General features: G+C 50.9%; 17 protein-coding genes and 1 other annotated feature. Of the genes, 3 read left to right on the top strand and 14 right to left on the bottom strand.

Annotated elements, in window-relative coordinates:
- Positions 1 to 61 precede the first annotated feature (61 nt).
- Positions 62 to 241, top strand: a complete 180-nt coding sequence (locus PBA01S_RS01565) for a small acid-soluble spore protein H (RefSeq protein ID WP_028537624.1) — start codon at positions 62 to 64, stop codon at positions 239 to 241.
- A gap of 72 nt (positions 242 to 313) precedes the next feature.
- On the opposite strand, the gene PBA01S_RS01560 is transcribed toward PBA01S_RS01565, so the two are convergent.
- The 6 genes from PBA01S_RS01560 to PBA01S_RS01535 all read right to left on the bottom strand — a co-directional run bounded on the left by PBA01S_RS01560 (position 314) and on the right by PBA01S_RS01535 (position 7,077).
- Positions 314 to 1,879: a 2-isopropylmalate synthase gene (locus tag PBA01S_RS01560; protein WP_127575148.1), complete on the bottom strand. Its 1,566-nt coding sequence runs from the start codon at positions 1,877 to 1,879 to the stop codon at positions 314 to 316.
- 98 nt (positions 1,880 to 1,977) lie between these two features.
- Positions 1,978 to 2,209, bottom strand: a binding site (T-box leader).
- Positions 2,210 to 2,276: 67 nt separating this feature from the next.
- Positions 2,277 to 2,846: a hypothetical protein gene (locus PBA01S_RS01555; protein ID WP_028537622.1), complete on the bottom strand. Its 570-nt coding sequence runs from the start codon at positions 2,844 to 2,846 to the stop codon at positions 2,277 to 2,279.
- A gap of 9 nt (positions 2,847 to 2,855) precedes the next feature.
- On the bottom strand, positions 2,856 to 4,814 hold the full coding sequence (locus PBA01S_RS01550; RefSeq protein WP_127575147.1) for an elongation factor G: 1,959 nt from the start codon (positions 4,812 to 4,814) through the stop codon (positions 2,856 to 2,858).
- Between the two features lie 22 nt (positions 4,815 to 4,836).
- Positions 4,837 to 6,195: a PFL family protein gene (locus tag PBA01S_RS01545; protein ID WP_127575146.1), complete on the bottom strand. Its 1,359-nt coding sequence runs from the start codon at positions 6,193 to 6,195 to the stop codon at positions 4,837 to 4,839.
- A 17-nt stretch (positions 6,196 to 6,212) separates the two neighbouring features.
- Positions 6,213 to 6,482, bottom strand: coding sequence for an ACT domain-containing protein (locus PBA01S_RS01540; protein ID WP_009226124.1), 270 nt, complete (start codon positions 6,480 to 6,482; stop codon positions 6,213 to 6,215).
- 85 nt (positions 6,483 to 6,567) lie between these two features.
- Complete coding sequence (locus tag PBA01S_RS01535) at positions 6,568 to 7,077, bottom strand: MerR family transcriptional regulator (RefSeq protein ID WP_127575145.1); 510 nt, start codon at positions 7,075 to 7,077, stop codon at positions 6,568 to 6,570.
- Between the two features lie 171 nt (positions 7,078 to 7,248).
- Between PBA01S_RS01535 and PBA01S_RS01530 the strand changes: the two genes are divergently transcribed.
- Positions 7,249 to 8,103, top strand: coding sequence for an SDR family NAD(P)-dependent oxidoreductase (locus PBA01S_RS01530; protein ID WP_127575144.1), 855 nt, complete (start codon positions 7,249 to 7,251; stop codon positions 8,101 to 8,103).
- A 30-nt stretch (positions 8,104 to 8,133) separates the two neighbouring features.
- On the opposite strand, the gene PBA01S_RS01525 is transcribed toward PBA01S_RS01530, so the two are convergent.
- The 6 genes from PBA01S_RS01525 to PBA01S_RS01500 form a co-directional block, all read right to left on the bottom strand.
- Positions 8,134 to 9,687: a glycine betaine uptake BCCT transporter gene (locus tag PBA01S_RS01525; protein WP_028537618.1), complete on the bottom strand. Its 1,554-nt coding sequence runs from the start codon at positions 9,685 to 9,687 to the stop codon at positions 8,134 to 8,136.
- Between the two features lie 97 nt (positions 9,688 to 9,784).
- Positions 9,785 to 10,354, bottom strand: a complete 570-nt coding sequence (locus PBA01S_RS01520; protein ID WP_009226127.1) for a GNAT family N-acetyltransferase — start codon at positions 10,352 to 10,354, stop codon at positions 9,785 to 9,787.
- Between the two features lie 108 nt (positions 10,355 to 10,462).
- The gene (locus PBA01S_RS01515) at positions 10,463 to 11,332 is read right to left on the bottom strand and encodes a VOC family protein (RefSeq protein WP_371859487.1); all 870 of its coding nucleotides are present in this window, start codon (positions 11,330 to 11,332) and stop codon (positions 10,463 to 10,465) included.
- A gap of 195 nt (positions 11,333 to 11,527) precedes the next feature.
- The gene (locus PBA01S_RS01510; protein ID WP_009226129.1) at positions 11,528 to 11,965 is read right to left on the bottom strand and encodes an Rrf2 family transcriptional regulator; all 438 of its coding nucleotides are present in this window, start codon (positions 11,963 to 11,965) and stop codon (positions 11,528 to 11,530) included.
- A gap of 109 nt (positions 11,966 to 12,074) precedes the next feature.
- Positions 12,075 to 12,860 (bottom strand): TIGR00266 family protein, encoded by a 786-nt coding sequence (locus PBA01S_RS01505; RefSeq protein WP_127575142.1) that lies wholly within the window; start codon positions 12,858 to 12,860, stop codon positions 12,075 to 12,077.
- Between the two features lie 76 nt (positions 12,861 to 12,936).
- Complete coding sequence (locus PBA01S_RS01500; RefSeq protein WP_016312120.1) at positions 12,937 to 13,425, bottom strand: cysteine hydrolase family protein; 489 nt, start codon at positions 13,423 to 13,425, stop codon at positions 12,937 to 12,939.
- Positions 13,426 to 13,609: 184 nt separating this feature from the next.
- On the opposite strand from PBA01S_RS01500, the gene PBA01S_RS01495 reads away from it, so the two are divergent.
- The gene (locus tag PBA01S_RS01495; protein WP_009226132.1) at positions 13,610 to 13,882 is read left to right on the top strand and encodes a thioredoxin family protein; all 273 of its coding nucleotides are present in this window, start codon (positions 13,610 to 13,612) and stop codon (positions 13,880 to 13,882) included.
- Positions 13,883 to 13,954: 72 nt separating this feature from the next.
- On the opposite strand, the gene PBA01S_RS01490 is transcribed toward PBA01S_RS01495, so the two are convergent.
- On the bottom strand, positions 13,955 to 14,422 hold the full coding sequence (locus PBA01S_RS01490) for a hypothetical protein (protein WP_028537616.1): 468 nt from the start codon (positions 14,420 to 14,422) through the stop codon (positions 13,955 to 13,957).
- A gap of 177 nt (positions 14,423 to 14,599) precedes the next feature.
- Positions 14,600 to 15,694 carry an AI-2E family transporter gene (locus PBA01S_RS01485; RefSeq protein ID WP_028537615.1) on the bottom strand — a complete coding sequence of 365 codons (1,095 nt, stop codon included), beginning with the start codon at positions 15,692 to 15,694 and terminating at the stop codon, positions 14,600 to 14,602.

The raw sequence follows: 15,694 nt of genomic DNA, 5'->3' as shown, positions 1-15,694 counted from the left end.
TGAATCGGGTATTTTATGATCGGCAAAAAGACTGAACTATAAGACAACAGGAGGTTACCTAATGGACAGTCAACGCGCGAAAGAGATTGTCGCTTCCCCTACTATGATCAACGTCACTTACGATGGAGAACCGGTGTACATTCAACATGTTGACGATAAGAAAGAAACCGCTCGGATTTATCCGCTTAGTCAACCGGAGAACGAAAAAGAAGTTGCATTATCCCAACTGAATGAACAATAAAACAAAGGCAGAAGGCTCTCGTTTGATGCGAGCTCCTTCTGCCTCTTTATTTTGCAAGCCATTTAACGTAGTTTACATAACATTTGTTATGTCACTATCATTTTCGATCGCACCAGCTAATACCATCGCATTGATGCCATTCACGAAGGCCTGACCGCTCGCTTTGATAATATCGGTGTCCATGGCACGTCCTGTGTAGGTTTTTCCTCCGGCCTCAAGTTGAATGTTCACCCGTCCGATCGCTTCCTTCCCATGGGAAATGCTGTTGATCTTATAGGAGGTCAGTTTGGCATCGATGCCAGTTAACGACTTGATCGCACTATACAACGCGTCGATCGGACCATCTCCAATTGCGCTGCCCTTCCGCTCTTGTCCGTTGATCTTCAAGGTGACGGTGGCCGTTGGGCATATGTCATTCGTCACGACTTGGAACGACGTGAGCTCGAACAGCGGATGAGCAGCATCGCTTGGCTCTTGATGTTCACTCAGCAGGTAATAAAGGTCATGGTCGTACACTTCTTTTTTCGCATCAGCCAATGTCAAAAACCGTTGGAACAACCGCTCAAACCCTACGGTATCCGATGTATCGAAGCCCAGCTTCTCCACCGCGTGCTTCACCGCATGCCGACCCGAACGGGCCGTCAGGATCAGTTCCATACTTTCCGCCCCCACCTCTTCAGGGGACATAATTTCATACACCTGCTTATCTTTCAACAGACCGTCTTGATGGATTCCGGAGGAATGAGCAAACGCATTGTCGCCGGTGATCGCTTTGTTCACCTGCACATCGAGCCCCGTTAAATGGGTCAGCAGCCGCGACGTACGAATCAGCTCCGTCGTATCGATGTTCGTGCGACAGCCGTACAGCCCCTCGCGTACCTTCAGTGCCATCACCGCTTCCTCCAGCGAAGCATTGCCGGCCCGTTCTCCCAGACCGTTAATGGTGCATTCAATTTTCTCGGCCCCGTTTTTGATGGCGCTTAAGGTATTGGCCGTAGCCAGACCGAGATCGTTATGACAATGGACACTGAGGATCACAGAATCGTCGAGGTTTTTCAGCCGCTCGTGAATGCGCCGGATCAGGTGGCCAAATTCCTCCGGCTCCGCGTAACCGACGGTATCCGGAATATTGATCATCGTCGCACCGGCTTTGACAACGGCTTCGATCGTCTTCCACAAATATTCAAAGTCCGCCCGCGAAGCGTCCTCGGTAGAATATTGAACCTGCGGCAGCAGTGTTTTCGCATATTTCACCGCATCGACACCCATTTGCAGAATGGCATCTTTGGAGCGGTTAAATTTCTTCTCCACATGGACGTTAGAGGCACCAAGCACGATATGGATTAACGGCTGTTCGGCCTCACGGATGCTTTCGTACACCGCATCAATGTCGGATTTTACCGCCCGTGCCAATGCGGTAATGCCTACACTGTCTCCTACGGTTCGGGCAATTTGCTGCACCGCCTGAAAATCACCTTGTGAGGACGCAGGGAAGCCGGCCTCAATAATATCTACACGGAGGCGCTTCAGCTGCTGAGCAAACTCCAGCTTTTGCCGTACGTTTAACTTGGCACCAGGGACTTGCTCCCCGTCGCGTAACGTTGTATCCAGTACGATAATGTTGCGGTAACGTTCCATCTGAAAGTTCCTCCTTGATTTTGGAATTTGGATTGAATCTATGTGAAGCGGGGTTGATTAAACCCGGACTTTAATCAACAAAAAAACCCCGTCTCTGCTATAGAGACGAGGTTGAACCCGCGGTACCACTCTAATTCATTTCACATGATGAAATGATCTCTTTCGATGGCGAACACCATCTATCCTTGTAACGGCGGAATCCCGGCTTACCCTACATATCAGGCAGCTGTTCATAGACGAGTTCAACATGACGGACGCTGCCGTTTCGCACCACCCAACGGCTCTCTGAAAGGTCAAATCACGTTTACTATTTCTAATCAACACATTTGGCAATATGGAATTATTGGATATTATATGCACCTAATAACGGATTGTCAACATAAAGAGAAGAAATCCATTATTCCGACTGGAGTTTGTCTCGAAACTCTTGAAACTTCAGCAGAGCCAACTGTAGCTGTTCTTTGTAGGAGCTCCAATTTTTCTCGTCTTTGATATAACTTGAGGTGACGTTCAGCTCATCACACTGCTGAATCAGTTCTTGAATAAGCTCCTGATTATCTTGTGCAACGGTAAGTTTATTATGCGCATCCAATTTTTCGTTCAAGGAACTTAATAACTGATTGGTCTCGTCAATGACCTCATACATGGCAGAACGAAGTTCTGCGGGCACTGCCTGATCCAGAGACGGACTATCCGTGCGATTCATCGAGTAGAAAACAAACCAACTATTTTCGGAGTACCCGTCAATTTTTCCTTGAATGTAAGCCGATTCTTCTTGATCGAGCTCCACTTGGGAGATCCGTTCCAAAATGTCTGCCAAAAGAGCGAGTTGAGTCGAATATTGATGATAAAAAATATTGTGGTACAAGGTGTACGCCTCGGAATTCGGATCATCTTTCATAGGCTGACTTGTACACGAGGTGAGAATGATCGATAGAACGAAGGCGATCAAAATTTTGGGATACATTAAATCACCTCATGATACCGAAGCGTGCATATGTTTAGGCGCCTCGTCCCACGGCACAGAAAACGCTTGCCCCTTTGCACAAAAGATCGAGGACGAGGTATATGCCGGATCGGCATTTTTATTATAGTCCTTCTGGGCGATGATCGTCTCAGCTTGATGGCAAGGCTCATAACCGCCAAATTTCAGCATGATTGAACCTTTCCCGTGCGTCATCGCTGCCAGCTCTGTTGGATAATCCATAAATGTCGCTACCGGAACGACACCTGAAATCACAGCCGTCTCTTCTCCCGTCTCCGGCGGATCAAATCGGCCATGCGCTTGCTGGATATCGGTTAACACTTTACCAAGCTGATCTAAGGGCACTTTGATTTTAAAATGATACACCGGCTCCAGCAGCACATTCTCTGCCTGCTCCAACGCCTGCCGAATCGCGCGGTACGTCGCCTCGCGGAAATCGCCTCCGCTGGTATGTTTGTTGTGCGAGCGGCCGGTGAGCAACGTAACGCGCACGTCCGTCAATGGCGAGCCGGTCAACAGGCCGTGATGCTCTCGTTCCAGCACATGTTGGCCGATCATATTTTGATAGCCTACGGACAAATCATCCGCGTGACAAGTATTTACAAACGTCACTCCGCTGCCCCGTTCGGCAGGCTCCAGCCGCAAATGGACTTCGGCATAATGCCCTAATGGTTCGAAGTGACCGCAGCCCTTCACCGATGTAGATATCGTCTCTTTATACAAAATCTCCGGCGGTCCAAACGTAATCTTCATCCCAAATCGTCCCTGGACGACCTGCTGCAAGATCTCCAACTGAATTTTGCCCATGACATGGATATGCAGCTCCTGCAGCGTTTCATCCCAGCGGGTTCCTAATGTCGGGTCCTCGGCGTCCAGCAGCTGAAAGACGCGCAGGACTTCCTTCAGATGGAGCGGCGGTTCAAATTGTACCTTCGACTGCAACGTGGGGGCGAGCTCACGGCGAATCGGGTCAACCAACGCCCCGATGCCTTCACCGGAAGATAGCGCCGTCAAGCCGGTTACCGCGAACAGTTCTCCTGCTTGAACGGAATCGGCCTGCACAAACCGCTGTCCGTTGTATTTGCGAATGGCGGTTATTTTCTCCGTGCGTTGTTCGCCTTCCGGGCCGTAGGTGAGTTCATCTCTCACTTTTAACGAGCCTTGTAACGCCTTGATGAAGGTGATGCGCGTCGCTTGCTCATCATGGCGAATTTTGTACACCCGCCCCGCAAACGGAAGCATCGGATCATACCGGGTCACTGTGAGACGATCCAGCGCCTTCAGAAACACGTCAATGCCGATATCCAGCAGCGCAGATCCCCAAAGGCAAGGAAACACATGGCCGTGTTGAACCATCCGTATGAGATGTTCGTTCCATTCGGCATCGGATAAGGTCCCTTCCAAGAACGGTTCCAGCAAGGACTCATCTCGTTCCGCAAGCCGTGCCTTATCCGTTTCGTCCAGTTGGCCGGTCGTTGCCCAAGCCGACAGATCCAGCACATCTCCGCTCAGCTCGCGGCGGATATCTTCCAGAACCCGGTCCGGGTCCGCTCCGGTACGATCCGTCTTATTGATAAAGAAAAACGTAGGAATTCCATATGCCCGAAGCAGCTGCCAGACCGTTTCCGTGTGGCCTTCCACCCCTTCCACCGCGCTTACGATGATCACCGCATAGTCGAGCACTTGCAAAGCCCGTTCCATTTCTGCGGAAAAATCGACGTGTCCCGGCGTATCCAGCAAAAAGTAGGTATTATCCCCGTATCTCATTTCCGCCTGGTCGGCAAATACGGTGATGCCCCTTGCCTTCTCGATCTCGTGACTGTCCAAGAAGGCATCGCGATGATCAACTCGGCCCCGGCTGCGAATCGTTTGCGTGTGGTAGAGCAACGCTTCGGCAAAGGTGGTTTTCCCAGCGTCAACATGCGCCAGAAGTCCAATCGTCTTGAACATAGCTGCGTCCCCCGCCGCTTAGTTAGTTCTTAAAGCTGTGGATCGGCGCCGGTATCCGGCCGCCCCGCTCAATGAATGGCGCACAGTTAAAGGCGTTAACCGGCATAATCGGCGCGTAGCCCAGCAAACCGCCAAACTCCACGACCTCGCCAACATCCTTGCCGATCACCGGAATAATCCGAACGGCGGTCGTCTTGTTGTTGACCATGCCGATAGCCGATTCGTCCGCGATAATGCCCGAGATCGTCGCGGCGCTCGTGTTCCCCGGAATCGCGATCATGTCAAGGCCAACGGAGCACACGCACGTCATCGCTTCCAGCTTCTCCAGCGTCAGTGCACCGCGCTGCACCGCTTCGATCATCCCGTGGTCTTCGCTGACCGGGATGAACGCACCGCTTAAGCCGCCAACGTAGGAGGAGGCCATGACGCCGCCTTTTTTCACGTTATCGTTCAAGATCGCCAGCGCGGCCGTCGTTCCCGGCGCTCCTGCTTCCTCCAAGCCCATCACTTGGAAAATCTCTGCGATGGAGTCGCCAATCTCCGGTGTCGGAGCCAGCGACAAGTCGATAATGCCAAACGGAACGCCAAGGCGCTTCGACGCTTCCTGTGCAACCAACTGACCTACCCGTGTGACTTTAAACGCTGTCCGCTTAATCGTTTCGCACAACGTCTCAAAGTCCTTACCTTTCACTTCCTCCAGCGCACGCTTCACGACCCCAGGGCCGCTGACGCCCACGTTGATGACGCACTCCTGTTCACCAACACCGTGAAATGCGCCCGCCATAAACGGGTTATCTTCTACCGCATTGCAGAACACCACCAGCTTGGCGCAGCCGATCGAACCCCGATCCGCTGTCCGTTCCGCGGTACGGAGGATGATGTCGCCCATCTTTTTCACCGCGTCCATATTAATCCCGTTGCGCGAGGAGCCCACGTTCACTGAGGAGCAAACCCGTTCGGTAACGGCCAGCGCTTCAGGGATGCTGTCGATCAGCACCCGGTCGCCGTTCGTAAAACCCTTCTGCACAAGGGCCGAGAAGCCGCCGATAAAGTTGACGCCTACTTCCTTCGCCGCCCGGTCCAGCGCTTCAGCCACCGGCACGAACGTATCCGTTTTCAGCCCGCCGGCAGCGATCGAAATCGGCGTTACCGAGATCCGTTTATTCACGATGGGCACGCCAAAATGCTTCTCCAGGTCCTCCCCGGTTTTGACCAGGTTTTCGGCAGTCCGGGTAATTTTATCGTAGATGTTCCGGTTAAAGACGTTCATATCCTCGTGAGCGCAATCCATCAGGCTGATGCCCATCGTAATCGTGCGTACGTCGAGGTTCATCTCGCGGATCATCGAATTGGTTTCTTGTACTTCAACGCGTGAGATCATAGTGTCCCTTCCCTTCCTCAGATCCGGTGCATCGTATTAAAAATATCTTCGTGCTGCAGCTTAATTTCCACACCGATGGAACGGCCCAGCTCCTGCAATTCTTCAACCAGCGTCTCAAAGCTCTTGGTCGGTGAAGAAATATCCACGATCATCATCATATTGAAATACCCTTGAATAATCGTCTGTGAAATATCAAGAATGTTCACATTGTGATCGGCCAAATACGTGCATACCTTGGCGATAATGCCTACTTTGTCTTTACCCAGTACGGTAATAATCCCCTTCAACCCAAGCTCCTCCTTTATGTAAGACTCCCGCCAGCGCGGACGAGTCATCTGCTTCGATTAATTATGGCAAAAGAACAGCGATTCTTCAATAAGGGCTTTCACTCGGTGACGCGGAAAAATAACGCAGCTCTGCCGTCGATATGGGCTTGCCCGGCGTTGCATCCTTTGCATGGTCAGCAGGGGGGCCGGTCATCCCTTCCATCTCACATTCCTTAGGCTGGTACTTCCCCTGCTTCAACTTCAAATCAATAAAATCAACCACCTGCTGCAAGGAGGCGATTTGTTCAACGATGCTGGCCCGGTGCCGGATCATCTTCTCCACGAGCTCCGGGTAGTCCTCGGCATTCGCATCAGCAGACACCTTCAGGAAGGGGCGCATTTCGTCCAGGGGCATCCCGGTCTTTTTCAAACAAGAAATCAGACGAATCGTATCCAGGTCCTCCTTGTGATAAATGCGATGTCCATTCTCCTTCCGCTCGGCTCGAGGGAGAAGTGCGATTTTCTCGTAATATCGAATCGTATCCTCGGATATCCCGGTATGCTCAGCAACTTGCTTGATCGTGAAACTGTCTGGACTGATGGATTGAACCGCCATCGCTTGATCCCTCCGTTAACCATCTTTTCTGCATTATACAACTTGGAGTCAGCTCCAAGTCAATATTCGGAATACTTGAAAATCAAGACTTGACTTGGAGTCGACTCCAAGATCTACAATCGGCCTGAAGTCAGTGAAGGGCTTCATAACAGTAAAGGAGGCTCTGTGAACATGAATCATGGAAATCAACCTATTGCTTTAATTACGGGGGCCAGCTCCGGAATCGGGCTGGAGTTAACGCGGATGCTGATCCAAGAGGGGTGGCAAGTGATCGGTTTAAACCGATCGGACTGGCCGGCGGATGATCCGAAGCTGCTAAGTGCTGCTCAAGCGGGACAGCTCAGAACTTACAAGACATCGGACTTATCGGATTTTGCTAGTCTGCGGCATACGCTGGAGCAGATTAAAACGAATGAAGCGTCGATTGATGTGCTGTTTAACAATGCCGGCCGCAGCTTCCCGGAGTTGGAGTATTCGAAGCAAGGACGGGAGCTTCACTATGAGCTGATGAGCGTTGTGCCGTATATCGTCACCATGGAACTCAAGGATTTGCTGAAGCGTGGTCATTTCAAAACGATTATCAATACCTCGTCTGCGGTCATCAATCGGGTTAAAGCGTTTGACCCTAACCAGCTCGAGCGTCCGGTGAAATTCCGCAAGCTGTTAGGTCCGTATGCCACCTCTAAACTGGCGCTTACTTTATGGACCAAAGCGGTTGCTCCACAGCTCGCCACAGAGGGGATCGAGATTCGGAGCGTGGATCCGGGAAGCAACAACACCTTACGTAAAGGGAAACGTTCGGGTCTTCCCATCTGGCTGAAGCCGGTGATGAAGCTCTTCTTCTCCCCGCCGACCCATGGAGCTGGATTGCTGTATGCCGCAGCACAAGGCCAACATCGCGGGCAAACCGGTGTCTTTCTGATCAAAGATCAAATCGTGGATATGAAGTTTAGTGAACAGGCCCAGACGGTGCTTCGCCGAGTCCATACCCTCTATCAAACGGAGTATCTTCGGGAGCACCGCTAAATATGCGGTGTCTCCCTAGCCCCACTCTCTCTATTCCTTGGATGGAGAAGGATCGATTTGCTCCTTCGCTTTCAACCGTTCGATAAACTGTCGGGTTTGCCGTTCCTTGCGCTTACGTTCTTTCTCTTCACCTTTTAACGCCTTCAACAAGGAAACGCACATTCCGAGCATAATGACGGCAAAAGGCAGTGCCGCCACGATCGAAGCAGTTTGCAATCCGTTAAGACCTCCGCTGATCAGCAGGACCAAGGCGATCAAGGACTGCAAAATCCCCCACGTTAATTTCACCTTATTGCGAGGATGCAGCGTCCCCTTGGAGGACAGCATCCCTAACACAAAGGTTGCTGAATCCGCCGAAGTTACGAAGAACGTAATAATGAGCAACGTAGCTACTCCCGCAATCAACGTACCTAGTGGCAGTTGCTCCAACATGAGAAACAATGCGGTGGTCACGTCTTCCTGTACCGCTTGAGCCAATCCCGCATGTTGAAAGATCTCCAAATTCAATCCGGTCCCGCCGAAGACAGCAAACCATACAAATCCGAAAGCACTGGGAATGATAAGGGCTCCAAGCACAAATTCCTTGATCGTTCGTCCGCGGGACACTCTGGCGATGAAGGTTCCCACAAACGGGGCCCAAGCAATCCACCACGACCAATAAAACAGCGTCCAGTTCCCTACCCAGGTCCCTTGAGTAAATGGGGTCATGCGTAAGCTCATGACGATGAGGTTCTGCAAGTAATCCCCCAACGTGGTCGTAAACGTATCGAAGATAAAGGAAGTCGGACCTGCCAATAACACGAACAGAAGTAATGTAATGGCAATGATCAAGTTGGTGTTGCTTAACAGCTTAATGCCTTTATCGAGCCCGGTGGTGGCAGATAACAGGAACAAGACGGTCACAACCGCAATAATGATCGCTTGGGTCATTATCGCATTGGGGATCCCAAATAAATGATTGAGCCCGCTGCTAATCTGCAGAGTGCCTAAACCTAACGAGGTGGCTACACCGAAAACCGTTGCGATCACAGCGAGAATATCGATGATTTTCCCCAGAACGCCTTGAACCAGCTTCTCGCCTAAGAGCGGAATGAAGGTCATGCTAATCAGTCCGCGGTACCCTTTGCGGAATTGGAAATAGGCGAGGGCAAGCGAAATGAGCGAATACACGCCCCAAGGATGCAGACCCCAATGGAAAAACGAATATCGCATTGCCAGTCGGGCTGCTTGCGGGGTACCTCCCTCTGCCCCTTCGGGCGGGATTAAATAATGCGACAAAGGTTCGGCCGCTCCCCAAAAGACGAGCCCGATGCCCATCCCTGCGCTAAAGAGCATGGCAAACCAGGAGAGATTCGAATATTCGGGCTCATCGTCATCATCGCCCAGCTTAATCTGACCATGCTTGCTAAACGCCAAGTATAGCGAAAAAACAAGAAGTCCCAGCGTGGTCATTAAATAAAACCAGCCGAAACTTCCGATGGAAAAACCTAATACCTGATCCGCTGTCGCTGCCAAATGGTCTGGAGCAATAGCTCCCCAGAGGACGAACAACAGAATAATCAGAAAAGAAACGATAAATACCATTTGCCTTAACCCCCATCCTCAGTCAAAGTAACATCCTGTTACAATTGTTTGCCGAGACTGGGGAATTATGCATGACCGTGGAAGGTTGGAAATAGCTCTACCGGAACTGCCGATTCCGTTTCGCTTCATATTGCTTCTTCAGCAAAGCGAAGACAACCGCATCCACAAATTGATTTTTCTCGAAGAACGTTTCCTTTAAATATCCTTCCTCATGAAAGCCCGTCTTCTCCAACAAGTACCTGGATCGAATATTGTCGGGGTCGATATAAGCCTCAATCCGATTCAGCCCTAGATCCTCGAAGCCAAAGCGCAGTATCTCCTGCAGCACTTCCGTCATCACACCTTGGCGCCAATAGTCTGGGTTGAGCTCGTATCCGACCTCTGCTTTGAAATGCTCCTTCGACCAGTTATGAAAACCACAAGTGCCGATCACCCGGTCGCTTTCGGCCTTAACCGTAATCGCCCAGCGAAAGCCCCGCTTCTCCAAATAGCGGCTGTTCCACTTCTGGATGAGTTCCTCGGCCTCTCGGAGCTCCACGAAACGATCCAAATCGTAATATTTGGTCACTTCGTCGTTGGAGAAATAATGGAACAAATCGGCGGCGTCCTTCGTCGTCAGCCTTCTGAGTACAAAACGTTCCGTTTCTAATTGAGGGAACATTTTCATAACGACCGGTCCTTTCCTCCTAAAATAATACGTAAATCTATTATAGGTGAAGGACCGCGCCAAAAGGAAGACTTAAAATCTTCAGAACTTCCGCTGCAAGCGCACTCTTCAAGCAGCAACCGTAAGTTTAATGCCAATGCCGAAAGGATCACTAAGCCGCAGCTCATTCCCCTCCCGCGTATAAGCCACCTTGGCTTCATCTAACCGGCTTACAACGGCGTCCAATGCCGGAACGTCCGGCAGCTCTACCGTAAAGTAACGAATGCCCACCGCATCCTCCGGCGCTGGCGGTGCACCTTTGCCCGCCCACAGGTTTAAGCCGATATGGTGATGGTAACCGCCAGCCGAGATAAATAACGCCGATGCGCCGAAGTGTAGTGTGACCTCAAAACCTAATACGCCGCAATAGAACTGTTCCGCCACCTGTAAATCCCCTACGTGAAAATGCACGTGGCCCATGCGCGTACCTTCCGGCAAACCGTTCCACTGCGCATGTTCGGAGAGTTGTAACAGGTTTTGGATATCCACCGGATCGGTTGTCATGTGAATTTCGCCGGATGCCGTTTTCTGCCAGGTAGCGCGGGGGCGATCGGCATAGATCTCAATGCCGTTCTGATCCGGATCACTTAGGTACAGCGCCTCGCTGACCAAGTGATCCCCCTGGCCCACGGGGATTTGATGCCGGATCAAATTGCGCAGAACAAGCCCCAAGGTCACCTGCCCCGGAACTAAGATGGCAAAATGGTACAGCCCAGATACAGACTGCTCCGGCAGCACGCGATAACGGGGATCTGCCTCCAGAATCAATAAAGGATGTTGGCCGTCGACGGTTAACTCGGCCACATGACCGCTTTTGCGCAACAGCCGAAGGCCGATCACCTCTTGATAGAAGGTGAGCAAGCGCTCCAGATCGCGAACTTTCAGTTGAACAACGCCCAGTTTTGTGGCGGGATGAATCGGTAAGGGATGAGCCAAGATCGATGTCCTCCTTCATAATTGAAAACAATGTAAAAACAAATAAATGACCGTTAAGCAGGTGTAACAGAGAATGTTACAATTGCATCGTTGTAATCAGTATAGTTACAGGAGCCTGCATTGTCAATTTTTCGCTCAAAAAAAGCCCCCTATCGTTAGGGGGCTTCACTCCGTTGACCGCTAAAGGTGAATTTCGCGTTACACGGATGGATTGTTGACGACCGAAATTTCGTTCACCACATCCTGCAGCGTTACCGCCGCAAGCGTATTTTCCATTGCCTTCTGCGCCTTGGAGAAAATCGGTTCAATGGCCGCTTGAATATTCTTACCGACCAAGCAATCGGGGTTGGTCTGATCATGGACGGCAAACAATCCGTCTTCCTCCACAACATGCACGGCACGGTATACATCCAGCAGAGTAATCTGATCCAGCTGCCGTGACAGCTTGGCTCCGGCCACCCCCGTACGGACTTCTACCAAGCCCGCTTTGCTTAGCATGCCCATAATGCGGCGGATGACAACTGGGTTCGTGTTCACGCTGCCGGCAATATATTCCGATGTGCAAATCTCGTCCTTACTGATTTCAAGCAGGGACAAGATGTGAATCGCCACAGAAAATCTGGAGCTAATCGTCATGATAAGCCGCTCCCCCTTTCCATCATCATGTAACCATATTAGTTACTTGAGGAGCGGAATGTCAACCGCCTTTCTCACCATGCAAACTCGCTGAACTTCCGTACCTCTATTATTTTCCGTCGAGCAGGTTCCCCAAGCCGCCGAGCAGGCTGCCTTCATCTTTGCGGCCCGAATAGCGGGATGCGGACAATACCCGGTCTGCCAAACGGCTGAACGGCAGTGATTGTACCCAAACTTTGCCGGGGCCGCGCAGCGTAGCGAAGAACAGACCTTCCCCGCCGAACAAGGCAGTTTTAACTCCTTTGACGAACTCGATGTTGTAATCGACCGAAGCCGTCATGGCCACCAAACAACCGGTGTCGAGGCGAAGCACTTCACCAGGGGCAAGGTCTCTCTCGATGACCAAACCGCCGGAATGCACAAAAGCAAGCCCATCGCCTTCAATCTTCTGCATGATGAAGCCTTCCCCGCCAAAAAAGCCGGTACCCAGCTTCCGCTGGAATTCAATGCCGACGGACACGCCTTTGGCTGCGCACAGGAACGCGTCTTTCTGACAAATCACCTTCCCGCCAAGCATTTGCAGGTCCAACGGGACGATTTTTCCAGGATAGGGTGAAGCAAAAGTAACGGCCTGCCGTTGATACCCGGCGTTGGTGAAGACCGTCATAAACAAGCCCTCACCGGTCAACAACCGCTTACCTGCCCCCATGAGCTTGCCCATGAGACCGCCGCCTTGATTGCTGCCATCGCCAAAAATCGTCTCCATCCGGATATCGGGATCCATCATCATAAAGCTGCCGGCTTCCGCTACGACGCTCTCTCCCTGATCCAGATGGACTTCCACACACTGCATTTCACTTCCAATAATCCGATAATCGATTTCATGTGCATTCATGGAACATACCGCCTCCTGATATGAAAAATGAACTAGCTCGCAACTTCACATTGCTTTAGATATGTAATGCCATAAATTAATCTTGCTTCAAAAGCGCGCGGATCACGGCGTAGCTGATCAAGCTGCGGTCCCGATAGACAGCGGTCACCGCATCGGGGTGTTCGCCGAGGATGCCTTTCTGCAAAATTGCTGCTCCAAACCCGCGCTCTACCGCGCCATTAAACGTAAACGTAACGCAGTGTTCGGCGGCAAATCCGCAGACCACGACGAAGTCGGTGTCCTGCTCACGCAGAAGCTCCTCCAGGTTCGTCTTCCAGAACGAGTTATTCCATACCTTGGAGACCCGCAGGTCGGATTCAACCAGTTTGACCTCTGGGATAACGTCGTAACCTGGAGTTCCCACACCTCCATCCTGATCTTGGACCACCACAACCGGCCGCCCTGCTTCTCTGAACAAGTCAGCGACCGCATTAATGTACTCGCAAACCTCTGGGATTTCACTTTGGATGCGTGGATGGTTCAAAAAAGCCTGCTGCATATCGATGATTAATAAGGCAGGTTTCATGCTCTCCTCCTTTGCCGCCTGTATGGCAGACGCCCAATTTCCTACATTATACACGATCCATGAACTCATGCATCGTAGTTGACGATGAAGTTTTTTTTGCGATTCGAGATAAAAACGGTTGACCCTCACATCAGGGTTTATAATGAACCCAAGAAAGCAGGTGATTCAAAAGCGATGAGAATTGGTGAATTGTCCAAAGCTACAGGTGTCAGCATCCGCTCTGGTACTATCCCCTATCTTGGACGAGCTGCATGAGGAGTACGGCGGGGCCGTTCACCTGCTGAAGGTTGACTGTGATGAACTCCCGGATTTGGCGTCACAATTTGGTGTGATGTCGATGCCGACCGTGATCTTTTTTCATCAAGGCCGACCAGTGGAGAAGCTGATCGGGCTGCGGCCGAAGGATGCCTACAGAAATTTGATCGCGAAATACCCGTCGTCAACCGAATCCGCCTAAAGGAAAAGAGAAATGAAAACCAGCCAGCCGCTAAAGCTTAGACGACTGGCTGGTTTCTTTGTAAGCTGCTTTTCATTCATAGACGAGAATATCACGGAGTTGCTTCGCTTGCTCAATATAAGGCCCCTCCGCCAAATTGTTAAACGCTAAATGGGTGGCACGCAAGCTGAGCAGTTGGTCGCCCGGCTTGAGGCCAAATTGCTGCCAGGTGGTCAACGGCAGCGTAAAATATCCTTTGCTATTCAAGTACACCCAGCAAAACGTCCGTTCTTTCACGATAACCGGTTCCCCTTCCGGGATGGCGAATTGCTGAAGCTGAGGAATGCTGGCGAAGATCGGGGCCAGCGGCGAGTTGGCGATCAGTTCTTTGCACAGAACGCTAAAGCCTTTGGCCGTATTCCGGCCGGTCATCAGAATAATGTTGGAATCCGGTCGAATTTGGTACTCTTGCAGGGCTTGATCCGGAAGGTAAAACGATCCGTCGGGAAGAATCTTGCTCCATGCATAAAAGTACTTCCCGCCTTTGGCTTGCACTGCCATGTACATCATCCCCCGAGCAAATTGATGATTTCTATCGAACAGGATATTCAAAAAGCCGTCCATAGCTGTTTCGCGAGATGGATCCGACTCTTTGAATGTCTACCTAATAGAATAATCATCGCCCAATCGCGGGGATGGGAGATATGATATTCATCACCTTGCAGGTCGCTGATAAGTTTATGGATTTGTTTCGGTGAGATCCTCCATTTTTTCTGCAAAATAAAGTTTATGTGCCTTAAGTACGATAATCTTCAGCATCATGTACACCGGAATCGCCAAGATCATCCCCAGAATGCCGCCAAAATCACCGGCCACCAGCAACAAAACGATCGTAGTTAACGGATGAATATTGATCGTCTTGCCATATATGTAGGGAGAGATCAGGTTGCCTTCGATTTGCTGCGCAACCACCACAACCACGATAACCCAGAGCACCATGGTCGGAGACACGGTGAATGCCACGATCACACAAGGAATTGCCCCCAGCAGTGCCCCGAAATATGGGATGAAATTAAACAACGCCCCTACTACCGCAAGAAGCAGCGGATACGGCAACCCGATCATCCAAAAACCGATAAAGCTCATAAACGCCAGCAGCAACGCACTAATCATACGCCCGGCGATAAACCCTTTGAGCATGTTGTCGATTTCATGGATGACGTTGGCTCCATCCCGGCGGTAACGACTAGGCAGCATCCGCACCAGCATTGGCGTGACCCGTTCATCCTCCTTCAGCATGTAATAGAGCAGAATCGGAACAGTACCTACGACAATGACGAAGTCGTTCAGGAAGGTCACCACATGAGACAAGTAACCGGAAATGGCTTCCATAGCCGAGTTCAAATATTCCGTGACTTTGCTCATCAGTTCCGGACTGGTTTCATTCGTCACCATAGAGAGGTAGCGATTGTCGCGGATGTCGTTGAATTGGGTCTGCAGTCCATTGATCATTTTCGGCACATTGTTCATAAATTCAATGATCTGCTTCCGCAGCGGCGGCCAGACCACGATTAAGAAGATCGTAATAACTCCGGCGAATAATAAGTAAATGAGCAAAATCGACAGTACCCGGTTCAGTTTCTTCCGTTCCAGGAACTGGACGATCGGTCGCAGCAGATAATACAGAAATCCGGAGATCGTAAGTGGAACAATTAATATGGATACCAGTGTCACCAGCGGATTAAAGATAAAACTGACCTTGGATAACAAATAGATGATGGTCAGCACCATAATAATCCCAAGTGATGTGCGATAGAACGGATGTTGCCACAA

Source organism: Paenibacillus barengoltzii NBRC 101215, assembly GCF_004000745.1.
Taxonomy (GTDB): domain Bacteria; phylum Bacillota; class Bacilli; order Paenibacillales; family Paenibacillaceae; genus Fontibacillus; species Fontibacillus barengoltzii.
The sequence above is the reverse complement of the archived record's forward strand: the minus strand, read 5'-3'. Positions and strand labels throughout refer to the sequence as shown.